The following is a 17151-nucleotide window of genomic DNA, read 5'->3' as shown; positions in this document are numbered from 1 at the left end:
CGTAGCCTTCAGACTGTCGATAAAGTGGGCTGAAACACGCCATATAAATAAAACAAACCTATTTGAGCCTCTCTTGTGTAAAGGGAGGTGGGTGCGATTTATCGCACTCGGAGGGATTGTAAAAGCGGCTTAGACATCGAATCTAAGCCGCTTTTGGCGTTTTTCGCCTTTTGCTCGGTCGAGGTACCCTCGTACATCTTCCCTCACAAAATGCGAAATTCAGCTCCATTTCTCAACAGTCTATCAGCGTGTCGAAATTTATAATTTGACTTTTTCGACACGCAAAAAGGCTACGGAAAACCGTAGCCTTTACTTGTTTGATATTTTGTGAGGCTTGCTCTTAATTAGAGTCTTACAATGCCTCTTCTTTCTTTAAGGTATTCATCAGATGCAGGATACTCGTTTGTGTAAGTAATCTTAACCGATGCGCTCTTATCCTTAATGATTGCGATAGATGCGTGAGTTACGTTAACATCAACAAGCATTGTGTACTTTGCAGAAATGATTTCCTTTGTCTTTGTGTCGATGGTAACAACACCTGTACCGTTTCTGTAAAATACCTTAACGTTGTCGTTTGCGTCACCCTCTGTGAATGAAAGCACGGTGATGCCTGCAACAGCACCTGAAATGTCGCCAAGTACCTCAAAGAATGAACCCTGTGGGCCCTGACCTCTGAAAGCAAGCTCCTCTTGCTTTGGCTGAATTGTCAATGTGATTGTTCCGTCACCGTTGTCAACAACGTTTGCATCAAGGATGTCCTCGCCTGTAAATGCCGATGTTCTGTAATCTGCATCAGCCCTTCTTGTTGAATCCTCAAGGTTGTTATCCCACTCAGGCTCTCTGCTGTTACATGGAACAAGACCCCAAACGTTAGCATCAAACATAGGTCCTACAATGCCTGGAACAAGGCTGTTGATCGTGCTGTTAGCCTTGCCGTCAATCATAACGTCGCCAACCTGAAGGTCCTCAGAGCCTAAAAGCTTGTAGAAGGTCTTTGTGTTGCCGTCCTGATCCTTGTACTGTGCGGTAAGAGTCTTTGTGTAGTTGTAAGCCTCTACGTAGTAGTTAGCAACATCGTTAAGGTCCTTAAACTCAACTCCGCCGTATGTACCTGCAGCAAATGGAGTTTCAAGTACAGAGGTATCAACATATTCCTCTGCAGCGCCGTCTTCGTTACCGGTGTTCTTCCATTCGCCCGACTTAACCTCTTGAATAGCGGTAATTGTTCCGTTTGTTACATAGTTAATCTTTGCACATCCGGCAAGGGAAGCAACAAGTGCACCTGCCAATGCCAAAGCTGTAACTCTTTTGATAAGTTTCTTCATTTGTGGGAATCCCCTTTCCTTATTCTGCTTTCGGTTTTTTAGAAAACATTTACACCATAAATTTATTACAAAATGCAATAAAAGTCAATAGGTAAATCAAAATTTGTTCAAATTGTCACAGATTTTTAATACAAAAATATTGTTTATTACAATCCTATGTGTTATAATCATTAAAAATGCGGAGGTATGTGTTATGAGATGTAAAAACTGCGGAAGCGAAAATGAAGATAATCTTTATATATGTCAAAACTGCGGATCACCTTTGTATGACGAGGACGACAATGATGCGTTAGCCGAGGACGAAATGGGTAAAACAAAGGTTGTTCCTGCTGTTGCAGGCTCTTCAAGAGGCACAGCACAACCTGCTCATACAAGTCGTACAAATACCGAAAAAGACGAAAAGCAAAAGCAAAAGGAAAAGACCATTGCCGTTATAGTAATCCTTGCTGTTGTTCTTGCTGTTGTTGTAGGTGTTCTTGCGGCTGTGCTTATTTCCAATTCAAAGAGCAAAAACGATGTTGAGGATACATCTGTGCCTATTGTTACAACCACTGAGGCTCCGTCAACAACTGCTCCTACAACTACAACCACAACCCAAACCACCACCCAAACCACTACCGAATCAACAACCAAGTCTACCACTGTTGTTGAGTATAATGTTACCGTAAGCTGTAGTCAAGGCGGCGAGGTTGAGGGCGACGGTGTGTATGCAAAGGGTGAAAAATGCACAGTTATTGCAAGGGCTGATGACGGCTTTGTTTTTGACGGATGGTATAAAAACGGAAAGCGTGTTTCATCAAACGAGGTGTATAGCTTTTCCGTAAAAAGCAATACCGATTTAGAGGCTGTGTTCACCGATTATTCCGATGTCACCGATTATGTGGATGAGGAGTAATTTATGACAAAGGGCGATGTTGCAAAAAATTATTTTGAAAACGGATACAACTGTGCGCAGGCTGTGGCTCTTGCTTTTGCCGATGAGATGGAACTTGACGGCGACACTGTCGCTCGCCTTACCGGTGGATTCGGCGGAGGTATCGGCAGAATGAGGGAGGTCTGCGGTACAGTCAGCGGTGCTGCTTTTGTTATGTCAGCCCTGTATGGCAGCTCGGATCCCAAGGACTCCAAGGCAAAGGCTGATTTGTATGCTGTGATTCAACAGGTGGCAGGGGAGTTTAAGCAGATTAACGGATCCGTTGTATGTAGGGAGCTTCTCGGTTTAGATAGACAGGGGTTTGATTCTCCTCAGCCTGAAGCACGCACAAACGCTTATTATAAAAAGCGTCCCTGCTCAGAGCTTGTAAAGATTTCTGCAGATTTGTTAGAAGCATTTGTTAATGAACAAAGCAAAAAATAGTTGTTTATAAATAATTGTTTATTTTGCAAAAAAACACTTGCATTTTGTTGTGCATTGTGTTATAGTATTTCAGCAAGTGAAAAGTACTTGCATATGCGCTGGTAGCTCAGCTGGATAGAGTGACTGGCTACGAACCAAACAGTCGGTTTTGCATACAGTGCATAAATTACAATTTAATAGTTCATTAGCGCTGTTAGCTCAGTTGGATAGAGTGACTGGCTACGAACCAGTAGGTCGAGGGTTCGAGTCCCCCACAGCGTGCCAATATTAAATCCTTGAAAGCCTTTATAATAGGCGCTTTCAAGGATTTCTTTTTATGCAATTATTGTTTGAATCGATGACCACTTATCTGCAAAAACGACCACTAAACAGAACTTTTTCTTTGTTATATTAATGGTATAAGTTATACCCAACAAAAAATGCATAAAAATTGTAATTTATGCATATTTCTACATTTCAATATCACTTGACCACAATTTGACCACTTATTTTTAATGTAGAGAAATAGCCGTTACACAAATGGCAACGGCATTTTTAACTATTATATTTACTTAAGGTATGTTTGAGCATTCATCACTGATTCAAATCCTATTTCAAAGGCCGACTCCATTTTGTCGGCTGCGGTTGTTTTTATCTTTTTTGTTGCATGGACATAAGTATTCATTGTGAAGGCACAGTCCGCATGACCAAGCATACTTGATAAAGCTTTAATGTCCACTCCCTCTTCAAGAGCAATTGTTGCACAGGTATGTCTTAAGTCGTGAAATCTAATATTCGGAAGATTTGCTCGTTTGAGCATTCTTTTAAATTTCCTTGTTACTGCATTTTGATCTCTGTAAGTTCCTGTTTCCTGTGAAGGAAACATAAGTTTAGTACCTCTTGCTTGTGTTTCTTTCAGCCTTTCAAGTGATTTTGCACAATCTTTACTTATTGCAATTGTTCTTATTGACTCTTTTGTTTTAGGTGTTTCAGACTGTAATATACCATTTATTCGTTGTACTTGTTTATTTATTTTTAAGGTTCGGTTTTTGGTATCCAAATCAGTCCATTCCAATGCAAGTATTTCGCCGAGCCTCATTCCTGTAGTTAATTCAAGATAATAAAATTCAAAGCAACCGCTATTGAAGGCTTCTTCAAGTAAACGGTTGCTTTCTTCTTTTGTTAGTGTTTGCATCCCTTTTTCTCTGTCTTTTGGCAAGTTGAGTTTATTGGCAGGGTTTTTGTATATTATATCCTCATCTACTGCCTTCTGCAGGGAAGCGTGCAAAACTATCTTTATTGATTTTACTGTTCTTGAGCTTAATCCGTCAGCTATATCACTTGGTCTTTTAGCATTTACTCTTCCATTTTCATATATATCCATTATATATTGCTGACAAATAAGTTTTGTTAGATCACTGAGACGGTATTTTCCAATATACGGATTTATATAACACTTTATGATAGATTCGTATCCCGATACTGTTTTTGGTTTTAAATATCCTTTGCAGTAATTTTCAATCCAAATGCTATTCCATTCCTCAAGAGTAGGGTTTTGGCAATCGGTATATCGACAAGCTTGTATGTTGACGCTCTTTTCCTTTTCTTCTATGAGTTTGTCGAGTTTCTTTTGACACTCGGTCTTTTTTAAACTTGTAACGGTTTTATATTTGTTTTTTCCGTTTTCATCTTTGCCAAGATATATTCGACCTTCCCATCTTCCATCTGTTCGTTTTCGTAAAGTTCCTGTTCCTTTAGCTCTTTTAGCCATAATCTCATCTCCTTTGCAACACAAACAATATCACACTTCGCTTTGAATATCCAGCTAAATATGTGTTATTGGTTACGACCACTAAAAGCCCTTTGAGCTTGTTTTTATCCAATCCTTAAACTCATCTCTTGGTACAACTTTTCTTCTTCCTAAAATAACACATGGAAAGGTCTTATCCGTATTGGCTATATCATATATTCTCGAAATAGACAATCCTACGGTTTCAGAAACATCTTTTATTGATAAAAACATAGGCATATCTTCATAAGAATTATATTTCATAGTAATTCACCTTTCTTTGATCCAACATCCAAGCTTATTTCCATTGCTTTGTTTACTTCATTTAATTCATCTTCTTTAAGTACTCCTAAATATTCACGAAGTCTGGACTTGTCAATGATCCTTATCTGTTCAAGAAGTATAATTGATTTTTTATTTAAGCACGGGTTATCTATTAAAACATGAGTTGGCATAATCGTTTTGATCCTGCTTGTAATAGGAGCAATTATAGTAGTTGGACTGTAATAATTTCCTATATCATTTTGAACTATTACTACCGGTCTAATTCCGCCTTGTTCGCTACCGATTGCAGGACTTAAATCAGCATAATATATTTCTCCACGTTTTACTGTAGACATAATATTCCTCCTGTATGTAAAAGAGTACAGACTGATTGTAGCATACAGATATATCTGTTTAATGTAAGTCTGTACCCTAAATAATAAAGTTGTTTTGCGTAATGTCATATTTGTCCACGACACCCCTGACAACATAGGGCATATAACAAACTAAGGCCGGTTAGCCTTATCATTGGAATCTCACCACTCCGAGGATCTCTCCGAGCTGCCCTCTTTGGTTGCGACGGTTTTATCACGCTCGACTTTTGACTGGACAGAAGTATCATTATACCCGTTATCTGTCATCGCATACCTATTGGAACCACCAATAGTTCAAAGTCAACAAGCAGAAAGTAAGAACTACTTTCTGCTGTACTTAAGCTGCTTGTCCCTGTTCTTCAGAAACAATAACGGGAAGGTATTTGTTATAAGGTATATTAAGTTATAAAGGTTCAAATGAGATAAAAAGTCCTCTCGTATAGTAGGCAGCGAAAACCAATAAAAAGGGCAATTATTTTAAAAGTTTTTTTATTTTTGCAAATTTATACTTTATTGTCCTATATGGGATGCCCTTGAAATTCGCAATTTCTTTTAATGATAATCCTCTAAAAACTTTTAAATCGAGCAATTCCAATTCTTCGTCTGAAAGGCTTTTGATTTTTGAAATAAGATTGGGCGTATCTAATTCCTCAATCCACCAATATCTTGAATGATAATCTAAATCATCTTCAACGGTGAGAAATTTATCGCCGAATTTATGTAGCAACATAATTTCATGACTTGCATCACCAATTTCTTGAGCATTGTTTTCTTCAAGGAATTCTTGTGTATGTAGAGCTTCTGTTCTTCGAAGCTTAAATGAATTCCAATCAAAGTTTCTTATTTCCATTATAGCCTTTTCAGTCATACCGGCTTGGCGGTATTCGATTTCAAGTTTTTCCCATTCTTCATTAAATTTTTTCTTTTCATAAGAATAATTAAATTTCATTATTAACCTCCGATTTTTGATTTTTAGTTTTTCAAAAATCGAAGATTACGGATATTTAGCTATATACGGTTGCCATAAGTTAATCATCGTTGTTCTTTCGTTTTTTCGTCAGAACAACAGAAAAAGAGGTCTGACGAAAAAATCGTCAGACCTCTTTATTTAATTTAGTGTGCAGTAAGTGTTTACCTTTGGATAACAGTTATCCTAAAAAATATATCCCGAAAGGGACATATTTTATTTGTTTTCAAACTGTTTCATTATTTCAATCCAAAATTCGTTACCGTATCCCAGCTTATTTGCTTGTCTTATTGCTGATTTTGCAGACTCGGTTTTCTGTAAATACTCAGATATATCTGTTGGTATATACAGATTTTTACCGTCATTATTTTGTTTGCACATAGTAGCCAAGTCATAGAATAACTCTGCTGTTTGAGCATCAAAATGAAGTGCATTAGCAATCTTTTTCAGCATTATATCACCGGGAGGTGCCTTACTGCCGTTTTCAATATTTAAGATATATGTATGTGCTACACCGATAGAGTGAGCTAATTCTCGCAAGGATATACTTGCTTCTTGCCGCTTTTCTTTTAGAAATGCACCAAACAGATTAGTTTTTAACACTTTTCTCTTGATGCACTCTCTTTATCTTTCCGGCAATAAGCAATACGCTTTCAAGTATTAGGCTCACACAACATGGTGTAAACAGGATATTAAATTTGAAAAAATATGAAACAATAATAATAGACGAAATCACCAGCAAAATTATCCAAGAGATTTTACGAAAATATTTAAACTCTTTTTCAGAAAGTGGCTTTTCAGGTGTATCAAGTGGACAAAGAAAGAAAATAAGAACCACAGACATAAAGGTTATGAATAACAATATGGTCTTAAAATCATATATCTTTGACAATTTGATTATACCGATTGAAGCAATTATTGAAAGAGTAGACAATATCTCGCACCTTGTTTCTGTTGCTGCGTGATAGCCTCCGGCATATCTTCTTATAAATTGAAATGCAACATAGAAAGCTATGCTTTCAATAAAACATTTAAATAGTAAACCAAAGATACAAGCGAGAACTAAATACATTAACTGGGAAATAAGCATGAATAACCCATAAATATACAGCTCTCGCTCATCTTCAGTAATGCTTCCCTTTGAAAGAAGCTTGTCCGTAAGGCGAGTAGATAAATTACTTATCATTTTCTACCTTGCTGAATTTTTTGAGTGCCGTAGGTACTTTAGGTTGGTAAACCGCCCAACAGGTAGTGCTGTTTGCATCTAATTTGCAGGAATTTTCGACGGCTTTTTTTATTATGTTCACTACATGATGTTTTGTTTTATGCATATTTTTACCTCCTTTTTAGTAAAGAGTAGCATTAAAAATGCAAAATTTCAATTAAATACTACAAATACTTATAATAATAACGAAAATGCAAGTATTAACAGTTCTACATTAACTAATAAATAAAAATCGTTAAAAATAATCATTTCACAGAATATATCTGTTCTATTTTGTTTACTGCTCAGCGTTAAAATGTTAGCATTCTAGTGGTGGTGATGTTATGGAAGTTGATTCAAAATTATTAGGAATTCGAATAATGCAAAAAAGGAAAGAAAAGGGATTTACTCAAGAATTTTTATCTGAAAAGATAGGGATATCAAAAAATCATTTATCAAGTATTGAAAGAGGATTGTATGTTCCTACAACAAAATGTTTATTGAATATTTGTGATGTGTTAGGGGAAACACCCGATTATTATCTAATTGGAAGTATTGCTCCTCAAGATGAAAATGAAACTATTAAATTGCTAAAAAAATGCCAACCAAATCAAATTAGATTGATAAATAAATTAATTGAAGTTTATATTAATGAAACTAAAATAATTGACGAAAATAAAAATAAATGTTAGACTTACTCTTATCAAAGTTTTTTTGATAAGAGTATTTTTATTAGGATGATGTATATGAATATTTTGATTTGTGATGATGAAAAACAATATCTTGAAAGTCTTAAAATTCATGTTCAAGAGTATATGAAGAATCATTACATAAAGGCGAATTATTATATAACGATGACACCAAATGAATTAATTGATAAGAATATTTCTGTAGATTTAGCTTTTTTAGACATACAAATGCCTGATGTAGACGGGATTGAATTAGCGAAGAAATTAAAAAAGCAAAACAGTAATGTTATATTGTTTTTTGTTACAAATTTTGAACAATATCAAGACGAGGCAATGGATTTACATATTTTTAGGTTTTTTATGAAGCCCTTTGATGTGAAAAGATTGTATTCAAGTTTAGATAAAGCAATGGAATATTTAGATGAATCATATATTGATGTGTTTTTACAAAGTAATGGCAGTTTAGAAAAAGTATTAGTTGATGATATTGTTTATATTAGACGAGAGAATAGAAAAACTATTTTAAGAACAAAGCAATCAAAAGAATATATTTTGAAAGAAAAATTAGAGGATTGGAATGATAAGTTACCTAACACATTTTTTTATTTGGTACATAAAAGTTTTATAGTTAATCTACATTATATTATAAAATATTCATACACGGAATTGTACCTAATAGGGAATATAAGAGTTCCTATTGCATCAAGAAAACAGGCGGATTTTCATAAATATTGGTTTCAATATTTGAGAAGGAGATAAAAATGTATAATTTAATTGTTGCAATTATAAGTTTTACAGAATTTTTAATTACATATAATTTTTTTACTCAAATTGGAGAAAAGAAGCGTCAAACATATAAGTGTATCATATTAGGTGCAATATTGTTTGAAAGCTGTGCAATAGTAAATATTATGCTTTCCAATACTGTTTGGATTAATGCAATATATAACACCATTATATATGCCGTTTTTGGAATCATGTGTTTTAATATTAAACCGAATAAAGTAATCTTTTATTCGATAATATTAAATGTGATTTGCGGAGCTTTAGAATTTGCAACAATTTTTTTGATTTCGGTCGTTACAAAAACACAACCGGATGTGTATTTAGAAAAAATCAATTTTTTAATAATAGATATTGCTATAAGTAAATCGTTATATTTATTTACTTGTTTACTATTGGCAAAAGTAATAAAAAAAGATAAAGTTGGTATTAAGATTCCAATTGGATTGTTTATGTATCCGTTAATTGTAGTTGCTACGCTTTTAATATTTTGGAAAATATCGACAGAATATATTATTCAAAGTCAATTGCAAATTATTTTGTCCATTATTAGCATGATGTTATTTGTATCTATTATCGTTCTGTTCATAATATATCAACATAGTCTTGAAAGAGAAAATGATTTGCATTTACTTCAAAATGAAATAGAAAAAATAGAAATTGAGAAGTCTTATTATGACATTTTGGAAAAACAAAATGAGAACCTTTTAATATATGCTCACGATGCAAAAAAACATTTATCAATGATTAAGTCATTAAATACTAATCCTCAAATTGAAAAATACATAGGAACAATGACAGATCAATTAAAGATTTATAGCAATACCTGTCATAGTGGAAATCATACATTAGATGTTATAATTGGTAGATATGTGACTGAATGTGAAATTAAAAATATAGATTTTTCGTTTGATTTACATTTAGCTAATTTTAAGTATATAGATGATTATGATTTGGTGACAATTTTAGGAAATGTTTTAGATAATGCTATCGAAGCAGTAGAAAAATCAGAAGAAAAGATAATTATTCTTTTAACAGAACACAGAAACACCTATGATGTTTTGATTATATCAAATAGTTGTGATATTCATCCTGTTGCTAATAATAAAGAATTGAAAACAACAAAGCAAAATAAGACTATGCATGGCATGGGAATAAAAAGTGTTCTGAAAACATTAAAAAAATATAATAGTGACTTGGAATGGGAATATGATAGTGTAAAAAATGTTTTTACATTAACAGTAGCTTTTTTAAGACCGGAATAATATGTGGAGAATGTTTAACGCAGATGGAGATTTAACTCTATCTGCGTTTTCTTGCATTTTTACATTATTTTCTTGCATTTTTTTATATTGATTGTTTTATTCATAACGAAGTATTAAATTGAATTTGAAATCGTAAATGAAATAAAAATCCGTGATAATTGTTATGTTTTAAGGAGATAAGTCGATTTATTAATTGGAGCAGTTGGTATACGGTATTAACTAGTATAGGAGAATAAAAAGGAAAGTTATTACAGTGGTTATAACGATAACAAATCTTAAGGAGTGATTGCATGGCTGAAGAAACTATCAAAAACAATAAAAAAAGAAAGTCAATAAAAATCATCTTTTTAGTGATAATTTTGCTGACTCTTGCAAATCTGTTTGCTTATCCTGTTGTCGCTGCGCAGGCAAAAATTTATTTATCTTTAAAATACAAAGAGTCGCCTACAAAGTTTGAACTTGTTGATCACAACCAATCACATGTGAGAAGTGAAGAGTATGAAGTATTTTTTATGAAACCGAAATGGGTTGATTTTTCATTTGAATACAAATATAACGACAGACTCTTTTTTGTCAACAGAGACAAGGGCAGGTTCTATGATGACTATCAATTAGAGGATATTGAAAATTGGTGCACAGAATGGCTACAAAAAAATGTTGATAAAAGAATTGTAGGGATTCCATTAGATAGCTATGAATTAATAAGGTTTCAAAAATCATACAAGAATAATGTTTTGACAAAAAACGAAATCAAAACATTTCTATATGATTATTTTTCAGGTAATTTAGGAATAAATAACTTTGCGTTGTTTTATGATGAATCTATAAAAAGAAATGACTATTCTAAACAAGAAAACGAATGCGATATTATTGATAATTCTATCAGAAAAGAATTAAAAATAATCGGTATAAAAAACGATAGATTATCTTCGTTCTATTTATACAAAAATCTAAAACATAACCGAAATAAATATGTATATAGCGTTTGGGATACATTTTATTTACAAAAATAACTATGAAATAATTATTAATAAGAAAAAAACAAATTAAATAACACAGCCAAAACTCAAATAACAAAAAGAAGGAGAAAAAAATTATGAAAAAGCATTTTACAAATATTAATGTTAAACTTTTATCATTGACGCTGTCTATTGTTTTATTATTTTCTAATTTTGCAGTCAATATATTACAAGTAAAAGCTAATACAAAAAATGTTCAAAATCACTATATTATATATCAATATAGTAACGGGGAAAGCAGTAATGACAAAATAAAATTTGAAATTTATTCAACGAATAAAATAAATTTTGAAGGACACTTGCAAGTAAAAGATGATAGCGGAGCTGTTAATTTTGACGATGATGTATCGGGAACAATAAAATATTTTGGAAATTATTTTGAATGCTATTGTGAATTTAAAACAACTTGGGTATTTGGAATTAAATACAATTCAAATGCAACAATTACTGTTTATCCATTTAGCGGAAAAGCAAATATTACTTTTGGCGGTGAAGGCTTGATTGCATTAATGGGTGAATATGAACTTTTTGGTTCAAAAAATGATTTTTACAATTCGGAATTAATGTATAACGATCATGATATAAGAATGTGTTTAGATTTATCAAACACAATGTATTGTTCCGATAAATCCAATATAGTAGAAAAAAATATTAACGAGTTATCTGAAAAATATAAATTGAGTTCTATTTCTGTGGAAAATTATGAAACATTTATAAATAGTAAATCAACAATAGATTTTAATAAAGAAAATGCACCATTTGCAATGATGTATAGAATTGATGAAAAAAATAATTCTGTCGATATGATTGTTTCTATTAGAGGAACATATTATGACGAATGGCAAGGAAACACAGAAATAACCGGAGAAACATATGATGAAAAACAATATGTTCATTACAATTTTGAAAAAGGTAAAAATTCAATAAAGAGCGCTATAAATAATTATTATAAAAAATTTTTAAAAAATTATGATAATGTCAATCTTATTATCACAGGACATAGCCGAGGCGCAGCTATTGCAAATTTATATGCAAAAGAAGCAACAGATGTAACAAATGAAGCAATCTCTTCTAATAATATTCCAAAATTTAATAAAGTCATTGCTTACACCTTTGCTTGTCCGAATGTCGAAAAAATAACACAAAGCAATACAATAGATAATATGGAATCATACGGCAATATTTATAATTTTTGGTTTGATACCGATATTGTGCCAACTGTTCCTTTAACAGCTCCAACCAATGGATGGAATTATTGGAAATACGGCAAGTGCTACACATTGAATATTTCTGAATATATAGACGCTGAACTTAAATTACTCGGAATTAATATTGACCAAGGTCCGCTTAACAGTAATATAAAAAATGAATTAAGTGTTGCTTTTTCTCAATGGCTGTCTATTGAAGATTACTACAAAGATAATTTAAAAGCTTATTATCATGATAAATATACCAACAACACAATTGAATATAAAACTTCATTATTTACATTTTTACATAGTGCAACTTCTGCCAAATCGAGCAGAGCAATAAAGAAAATGCCTGTTTTAATGGCAATAAAATTAGCGAAAGAATGTCCTCAATTATATCCTTTAATTGGTTTCGCTCTAAATAATATAGGCACTATCGCAAATTCGCATAACTGTAAAAATTATGAGTATGTAATTAATGGCACAGAAACACTAAAAGAAATACTATTGAGATTTAAACCGTATTCATATGAAGAAGCCGTTGTACAATATCAAACCACCGAAGCAAGCATTGCTACATATGATGAAACTCAAATTGAATATAATCAAAACGAAATAGAGCTATTAAAACAATTCGCCTCAAGCGGTGACAATAACGAAAAACTTAGTTGGGATTTGGACAATCCTCAATCTTGGGACGGTATAGAATGGAATGATGAAGGCCATGTAAAATCAATTGATTTTACATACAAATGGCTGACAGGTGAACTTGACTGTTCTGCATTTAGTGAACTTGAAAAATTAAATTTATATGCAAATTCCTTAACAGGTATTACATTAAACAATCAAAAACTTATTTCTCTAAATTGTTCATACAACGATTTATCACAAAACGGAATTGATTTGAGCGCTTGTACAAATCTTACAGAATTATATTGTGACGGTTGTTCATTAAGTACACTAAATTTAGCGAACAATCCAGAGCTTCAAACCTTATCTTGCTCATTTAATAAATTGTTTGCATTGAATATCGAAAATAACGATAAATTGAGTCACATAAGTTGTCCGTATAATTATTTGGATGTTCACGAGGGCGGTAACCTTTACAATCGGTTTACAGAACTTCAAAGCAGTAAGAACGCATATGTAAATTATAATTCTCAAATGCTAACAGAAAATGCCGTTATTGACACAAACGAATTACAAGCGTTAGAAAGTTTTGCAAAATGCAACCAAAATAATGAAAAGTTAAATTGGCTTAATGATAACGGCGACATTGATATTAATAAAGTACAAAACAATGTTTACTTTGAGTTTGACGGTGAAAAATACAAAATTACAGCTATAGACATCAGCAATATTGATGTTCAAGGAGATTTAGATTTAAGTTCATTTACCGAATTAACCGCATTGTATTGTGATAATACCAAAATAACAGGACTAAATGTTTCCAATTCAACAAAGCTTGAAGATTTAGTTTGTGAAAATTCTGAAATCACTTCATTAATTTTACCTATAAATTCCGCGCAAAATTCTTCAAAATTGTCAAATATTAAATGTCAAAATAATCATATAGACATAAATATTTTCACAGATGAAATTATAAAAAATATCGAATCTAAAGACGATTACATATTGGAATACAAACATCAAATAATTGAAAAAGACATTTCTGCATTTGACGAAAGCGATTACAACTTACTTGTTAACTTTGCAAATCAACGAAACAACAATAAAATTTTAGACTGGAATTTATCAACACCGGGGAAATGGGAAAATGTCAGTTGGAAATTTGACAATACTTCCGGTAAATACAAGCTATTAGAATGTCATTTTGATTTTATGGAAGTGAAAGGAAACATTGATGTTTCAGGATGTGATATGCTTGATGAAGTAAGTTTTTCAGGCAGTAAGATAAACACAGTTACAATATCCGGTAAAAATCTAAATGATTCAACATTTTATGGTTGTTCGGAATTAGAAGCTGTAATTATAAAAGGCGGTTCAACAATATACGAAGGTACATTTAAAATGTGTCCTACTCTTCAAGCGATATATATTCCAAGCAATATAACAGAAATAGCCGATAACGCTTTCGAAAATTTATCTAATATTACAATCGCCGGAGTTGCTGACAGTTATGCTCAAACTTACGCAAATGAACACAACATTAATTTTAAACCGGGTGCATTTATTTGCGGAAATATTGTTGCAAAAGAAGACCTTGATGATTCATATCAATACTACTATCCTGTTGAAGATGTAAGCATAGTATATAAGGACGAAGTGCAAAGCACCTCTGACAAATTAGGATACTTCGTACTGTTTTCAACAGAATCAGGAGAAAATCAGTACAAACTTGAATATCCTTACGGCTATAATATTAACCAAACGACGAGTATAAATAATAATGAGCCATTAATTATTGAAAATCCTATCGGACTAATATGTTATGATTGGATTAATGACGGTTATATAAATGCAAAAGACTACGTAAAGCTGTTTGATCAAATCAAAAAAGGCAGCGAAATAACCGGAATTGATGACAAATATTTTGATATTAACAAAGACGGAAAAGTAACCGAGGATGATTGGGAATTTGCAAACAACTTTTTGCTCTATTCAAATCCAAATAAATAAACATAAAAACGGATAGGAAGTATGAGACAGTTTGCAATCGTTTGATTGGTAATAAATATATACCCCTATTCTTATGATAAATAGCAAATAAATGTTGTGTGAGAATTTAGGCGATTTTTTGCTTTTTCAATTGTATTTTACTGAATATTTACTTTATTGTTTACAACTAATATAAGTGTAACAACCGCTACGTTAAATAGTAATGTTCCTAAAAATGATATTTATTCATTTATTGAAGAAGATTTTGAAGACTTATTTAATATAGTTTTACAAGTAAAAAAACAACAATACGAACTAACATATAAATATTATTGGAATGATGAAAAACTAAGTTTCGTTTCTATAAATGAAAATATTTGCTCGGTTAATAATAACCAACAATAGAATGTAAGTAATTCGTCATATGTTTACATTCTCAAAGACCATAACGAAATTCCTTACGGATTTATTTATATAGATTCAGAAAAAAATGTAACGGAATACCATTATACATTTGACGGAGTTGGTAATATTATGGGCATTATTGATGGAAATGGAATCTTAGCTTGTATGTATGAGTATGATGCACTTGGTAATGCGACTTGTTTTGATATAGAAAACCCAATATGCAATGGTGAAGAAAAAAGTTTTATGCATTTAAATCCGTTATTGGCAAAATGCTATTTATATGACGATTATTCAAAATTGTATATTAATAAAAACAGTTATTACTCACCTGAATTGGGAAAAATCACAAATAAGAATATAAATGTATATACATATTCAAATGTCTTTGATTGTAATCCATATTCTTTCTGTAATAATAATTTTATTACAAAAATTTCTACTGATGGTTTAGACTTTAAATATACCGTTGATGATTTGAATGACAGTATTATTTCTAAAAAGCCTATTATTAATCCAGTTGTTTTTAAGTGAAGTGTTGCAAATTTACAGGAGCTTGAGCTCCTGTGAATTAGTGCATATGCATTTATTGTTATTAAGACCGTTTTGTAATTAAATGCTATAATAGTAAAAATGTGCTATCTGCTTTCGTAATGCATTTTATGTTAATATTAATATTTTTTCATTCGCACAAAGTAAAGACTTTCATATTTTTTACCCAATTACAAAAAATTCTGCTTTTTCTGTTACTTTTTCCATTTTTTGATACTTATATTATATAAGGAACAAATTCATTCTATTTCTCGGATGCTTCGACTCCAATATCTCACGCGTTTTGCTTGTGCTGATATGGGTATAAATCTGCGTAGTTGCTATTGAACTATGTCCGAGAAACTGCTGAATGTATCTAATGTCCACATCTTCGTTGTGTAGCTCGGTGGCGAAGGTATGTCTGAACATATGCGGTGTAATGTGCAATGGTGCGCCAACAGCATTTGTATAATCATTAACCATATATCGTACAGACTGCTCAGATAAGCGGTTGCCTAACTTGTTTACCAAAAGGTAATCCGTTTTGCTCGAACGAATTGTTAGGTAATTGCTTATCGTCTTGCTCAAATCATCACTTATGCACATAATGCGTTCCTTAGAGCCTTTGCCGAATATTCGGATTGTGTTATCAGTTAAATTAATATTTGCAGTTTTAAGATTTGATATCTCCGAAACTCTCATACCGGTTGAGAACAGCAGTTCAATAACAACAATGTTTCGCAGAGTTACCTCTTTTTGATATTTGGTAACTGCGATAGAATGTTGTTTATACGCATAAGTGAGCATATCCTGAATGCAGTTAAGAGGTATTGTTCTCGGTAGCTTAATAGGCTCTTTGTATTTAATGATGATTTTGTGAAATGGGTTGTAATCAATAATGTCCTCGATTTCCATATACCGATAAAACGCTTTAACACAGGCAATCTTGCGCTTTGCACTTTTAGGCTTGTACCGACTGTGAAGCATATTGATATATGAATTGAGCTCGCTTTTATCAAAGCAGTCACGCTGACTCATATAGTCGCAAAACTGCTCCAAATCAATCTTGTACGCCTTGAGGGTTAATTCACTTAAACCTTTCAAGGATTTACAGGCAACTAAATATTTGTCCTTTTCATCAACTAAATTAAACATAAAAAATCCTCCGTATATTGATAAATCAATTATGACGGAGAATAAAGCAAAAGTCGATTAAAAAACACAAAAAACATTTAAAAATAATTGCATTTCGACAGGATTTTCTTGCATTTTGTATTTTTGATTGTTTTGTTTAGAATTTTATGTTACTTATGAATAGGAAAATTATATTATTAAGTAAAGGATAATAGATGATTATCCTTATAGGAGTGTTGAGTATGGATTACAAAAAG

Annotated in this window: 18 protein-coding genes and 1 tRNA gene; 10 read left to right on the top strand and 9 right to left on the bottom strand. The window is 32.2% G+C overall.

The window, feature by feature from the left end:
* Positions 1 to 344: 344 nt before the first annotated feature.
* Positions 345 to 1325 carry a hypothetical protein gene (locus Q0P34_RS00095; protein ID WP_294951270.1) on the bottom strand — a complete coding sequence of 327 codons (981 nt, stop codon included), beginning with the start codon at positions 1323 to 1325 and terminating at the stop codon, positions 345 to 347.
* 193 nt (positions 1326 to 1518) lie between these two features.
* Between Q0P34_RS00095 and Q0P34_RS00090 the strand changes: the two genes are divergently transcribed.
* From Q0P34_RS00090 to Q0P34_RS00080, 3 genes are all read left to right on the top strand, one after another.
* Entirely contained in the window at positions 1519 to 2220 is a 702-nt protein-coding gene (locus Q0P34_RS00090; protein ID WP_294951268.1) for a hypothetical protein, read from the top strand.
* 3 nt (positions 2221 to 2223) lie between these two features.
* Positions 2224 to 2682, top strand: coding sequence for a C-GCAxxG-C-C family protein (locus Q0P34_RS00085; protein WP_294951266.1), 459 nt, complete (start codon positions 2224 to 2226; stop codon positions 2680 to 2682).
* A gap of 187 nt (positions 2683 to 2869) precedes the next feature.
* Positions 2870 to 2946 (top strand) — tRNA-Arg (locus tag Q0P34_RS00080).
* Positions 2947 to 3229: 283 nt separating this feature from the next.
* Here the strand turns inward: Q0P34_RS00080 and Q0P34_RS00075 are convergent.
* The 7 genes from Q0P34_RS00075 to Q0P34_RS00045 form a co-directional block, all read right to left on the bottom strand.
* Entirely contained in the window at positions 3230 to 4432 is a 1203-nt protein-coding gene (locus Q0P34_RS00075; protein ID WP_294951264.1) for a site-specific integrase, read from the bottom strand.
* A gap of 81 nt (positions 4433 to 4513) precedes the next feature.
* The gene (locus tag Q0P34_RS00070) at positions 4514 to 4714 is read right to left on the bottom strand and encodes a helix-turn-helix domain-containing protein (RefSeq protein ID WP_294951262.1); all 201 of its coding nucleotides are present in this window, start codon (positions 4712 to 4714) and stop codon (positions 4514 to 4516) included.
* Complete coding sequence (locus Q0P34_RS00065; protein ID WP_294951260.1) at positions 4711 to 5070, bottom strand: type II toxin-antitoxin system PemK/MazF family toxin; 360 nt, start codon at positions 5068 to 5070, stop codon at positions 4711 to 4713. The genes Q0P34_RS00070 and Q0P34_RS00065 overlap by 4 nt, the downstream gene beginning before the upstream one ends.
* A 490-nt stretch (positions 5071 to 5560) precedes the next feature.
* On the bottom strand, positions 5561 to 6037 hold the full coding sequence (locus tag Q0P34_RS00060) for an ECF-type sigma factor (RefSeq protein ID WP_294951258.1): 477 nt from the start codon (positions 6035 to 6037) through the stop codon (positions 5561 to 5563).
* A gap of 234 nt (positions 6038 to 6271) precedes the next feature.
* Positions 6272 to 6658, bottom strand: a complete 387-nt coding sequence (locus tag Q0P34_RS00055) for a helix-turn-helix transcriptional regulator (protein WP_294951256.1) — start codon at positions 6656 to 6658, stop codon at positions 6272 to 6274.
* Positions 6645 to 7241: an accessory gene regulator B family protein gene (locus tag Q0P34_RS08420; protein WP_366783369.1), complete on the bottom strand. Its 597-nt coding sequence runs from the start codon at positions 7239 to 7241 to the stop codon at positions 6645 to 6647. The genes Q0P34_RS00055 and Q0P34_RS08420 overlap by 14 nt, the downstream gene beginning before the upstream one ends.
* On the bottom strand, positions 7231 to 7386 hold the full coding sequence (locus tag Q0P34_RS00045) for a cyclic lactone autoinducer peptide (RefSeq protein WP_294951252.1): 156 nt from the start codon (positions 7384 to 7386) through the stop codon (positions 7231 to 7233). The genes Q0P34_RS08420 and Q0P34_RS00045 overlap by 11 nt, the downstream gene beginning before the upstream one ends.
* Before the next feature lie 217 nt (positions 7387 to 7603).
* On the opposite strand from Q0P34_RS00045, the gene Q0P34_RS00040 reads away from it, so the two are divergent.
* The 7 genes from Q0P34_RS00040 to Q0P34_RS00010 all read left to right on the top strand — a co-directional run bounded on the left by Q0P34_RS00040 (position 7604) and on the right by Q0P34_RS00010 (position 15763).
* Positions 7604 to 7951, top strand: coding sequence for a helix-turn-helix transcriptional regulator (locus Q0P34_RS00040; RefSeq protein ID WP_294951250.1), 348 nt, complete (start codon positions 7604 to 7606; stop codon positions 7949 to 7951).
* A gap of 54 nt (positions 7952 to 8005) precedes the next feature.
* The gene (locus Q0P34_RS00035; protein ID WP_294951248.1) at positions 8006 to 8707 is read left to right on the top strand and encodes a LytTR family DNA-binding domain-containing protein; all 702 of its coding nucleotides are present in this window, start codon (positions 8006 to 8008) and stop codon (positions 8705 to 8707) included.
* 2 nt (positions 8708 to 8709) lie between these two features.
* On the top strand, positions 8710 to 9996 hold the full coding sequence (locus tag Q0P34_RS00030; protein WP_294951246.1) for a GHKL domain-containing protein: 1287 nt from the start codon (positions 8710 to 8712) through the stop codon (positions 9994 to 9996).
* Between the two features lie 290 nt (positions 9997 to 10286).
* Positions 10287 to 11009: a hypothetical protein gene (locus tag Q0P34_RS00025; protein WP_294951244.1), complete on the top strand. Its 723-nt coding sequence runs from the start codon at positions 10287 to 10289 to the stop codon at positions 11007 to 11009.
* Positions 11010 to 11092: 83 nt separating this feature from the next.
* Entirely contained in the window at positions 11093 to 14845 is a 3753-nt protein-coding gene (locus Q0P34_RS00020; RefSeq protein ID WP_294951242.1) for a leucine-rich repeat protein, read from the top strand.
* A 156-nt stretch (positions 14846 to 15001) separates the two neighbouring features.
* A complete protein-coding gene (locus tag Q0P34_RS00015; RefSeq protein ID WP_294951240.1) occupies positions 15002 to 15229 on the top strand; it encodes a DUF4840 domain-containing protein in 228 nt (75 codons plus the stop codon).
* 129 nt (positions 15230 to 15358) lie between these two features.
* A complete protein-coding gene (locus Q0P34_RS00010) occupies positions 15359 to 15763 on the top strand; it encodes a hypothetical protein (protein WP_294951238.1) in 405 nt (134 codons plus the stop codon).
* A 240-nt stretch (positions 15764 to 16003) separates the two neighbouring features.
* On the opposite strand, the gene Q0P34_RS00005 is transcribed toward Q0P34_RS00010, so the two are convergent.
* A complete protein-coding gene (locus Q0P34_RS00005) occupies positions 16004 to 16915 on the bottom strand; it encodes a tyrosine-type recombinase/integrase (protein ID WP_294951236.1) in 912 nt (303 codons plus the stop codon).
* Positions 16916 to 17151 lie beyond the last annotated feature (236 nt).

This window comes from uncultured Eubacterium sp., assembly GCF_945980375.1.
GTDB lineage: Bacteria > Bacillota > Clostridia > Oscillospirales > Acutalibacteraceae > Eubacterium_R.
The sequence above is the reverse complement of the archived record's forward strand: the minus strand, read 5'-3'. Positions and strand labels throughout refer to the sequence as shown.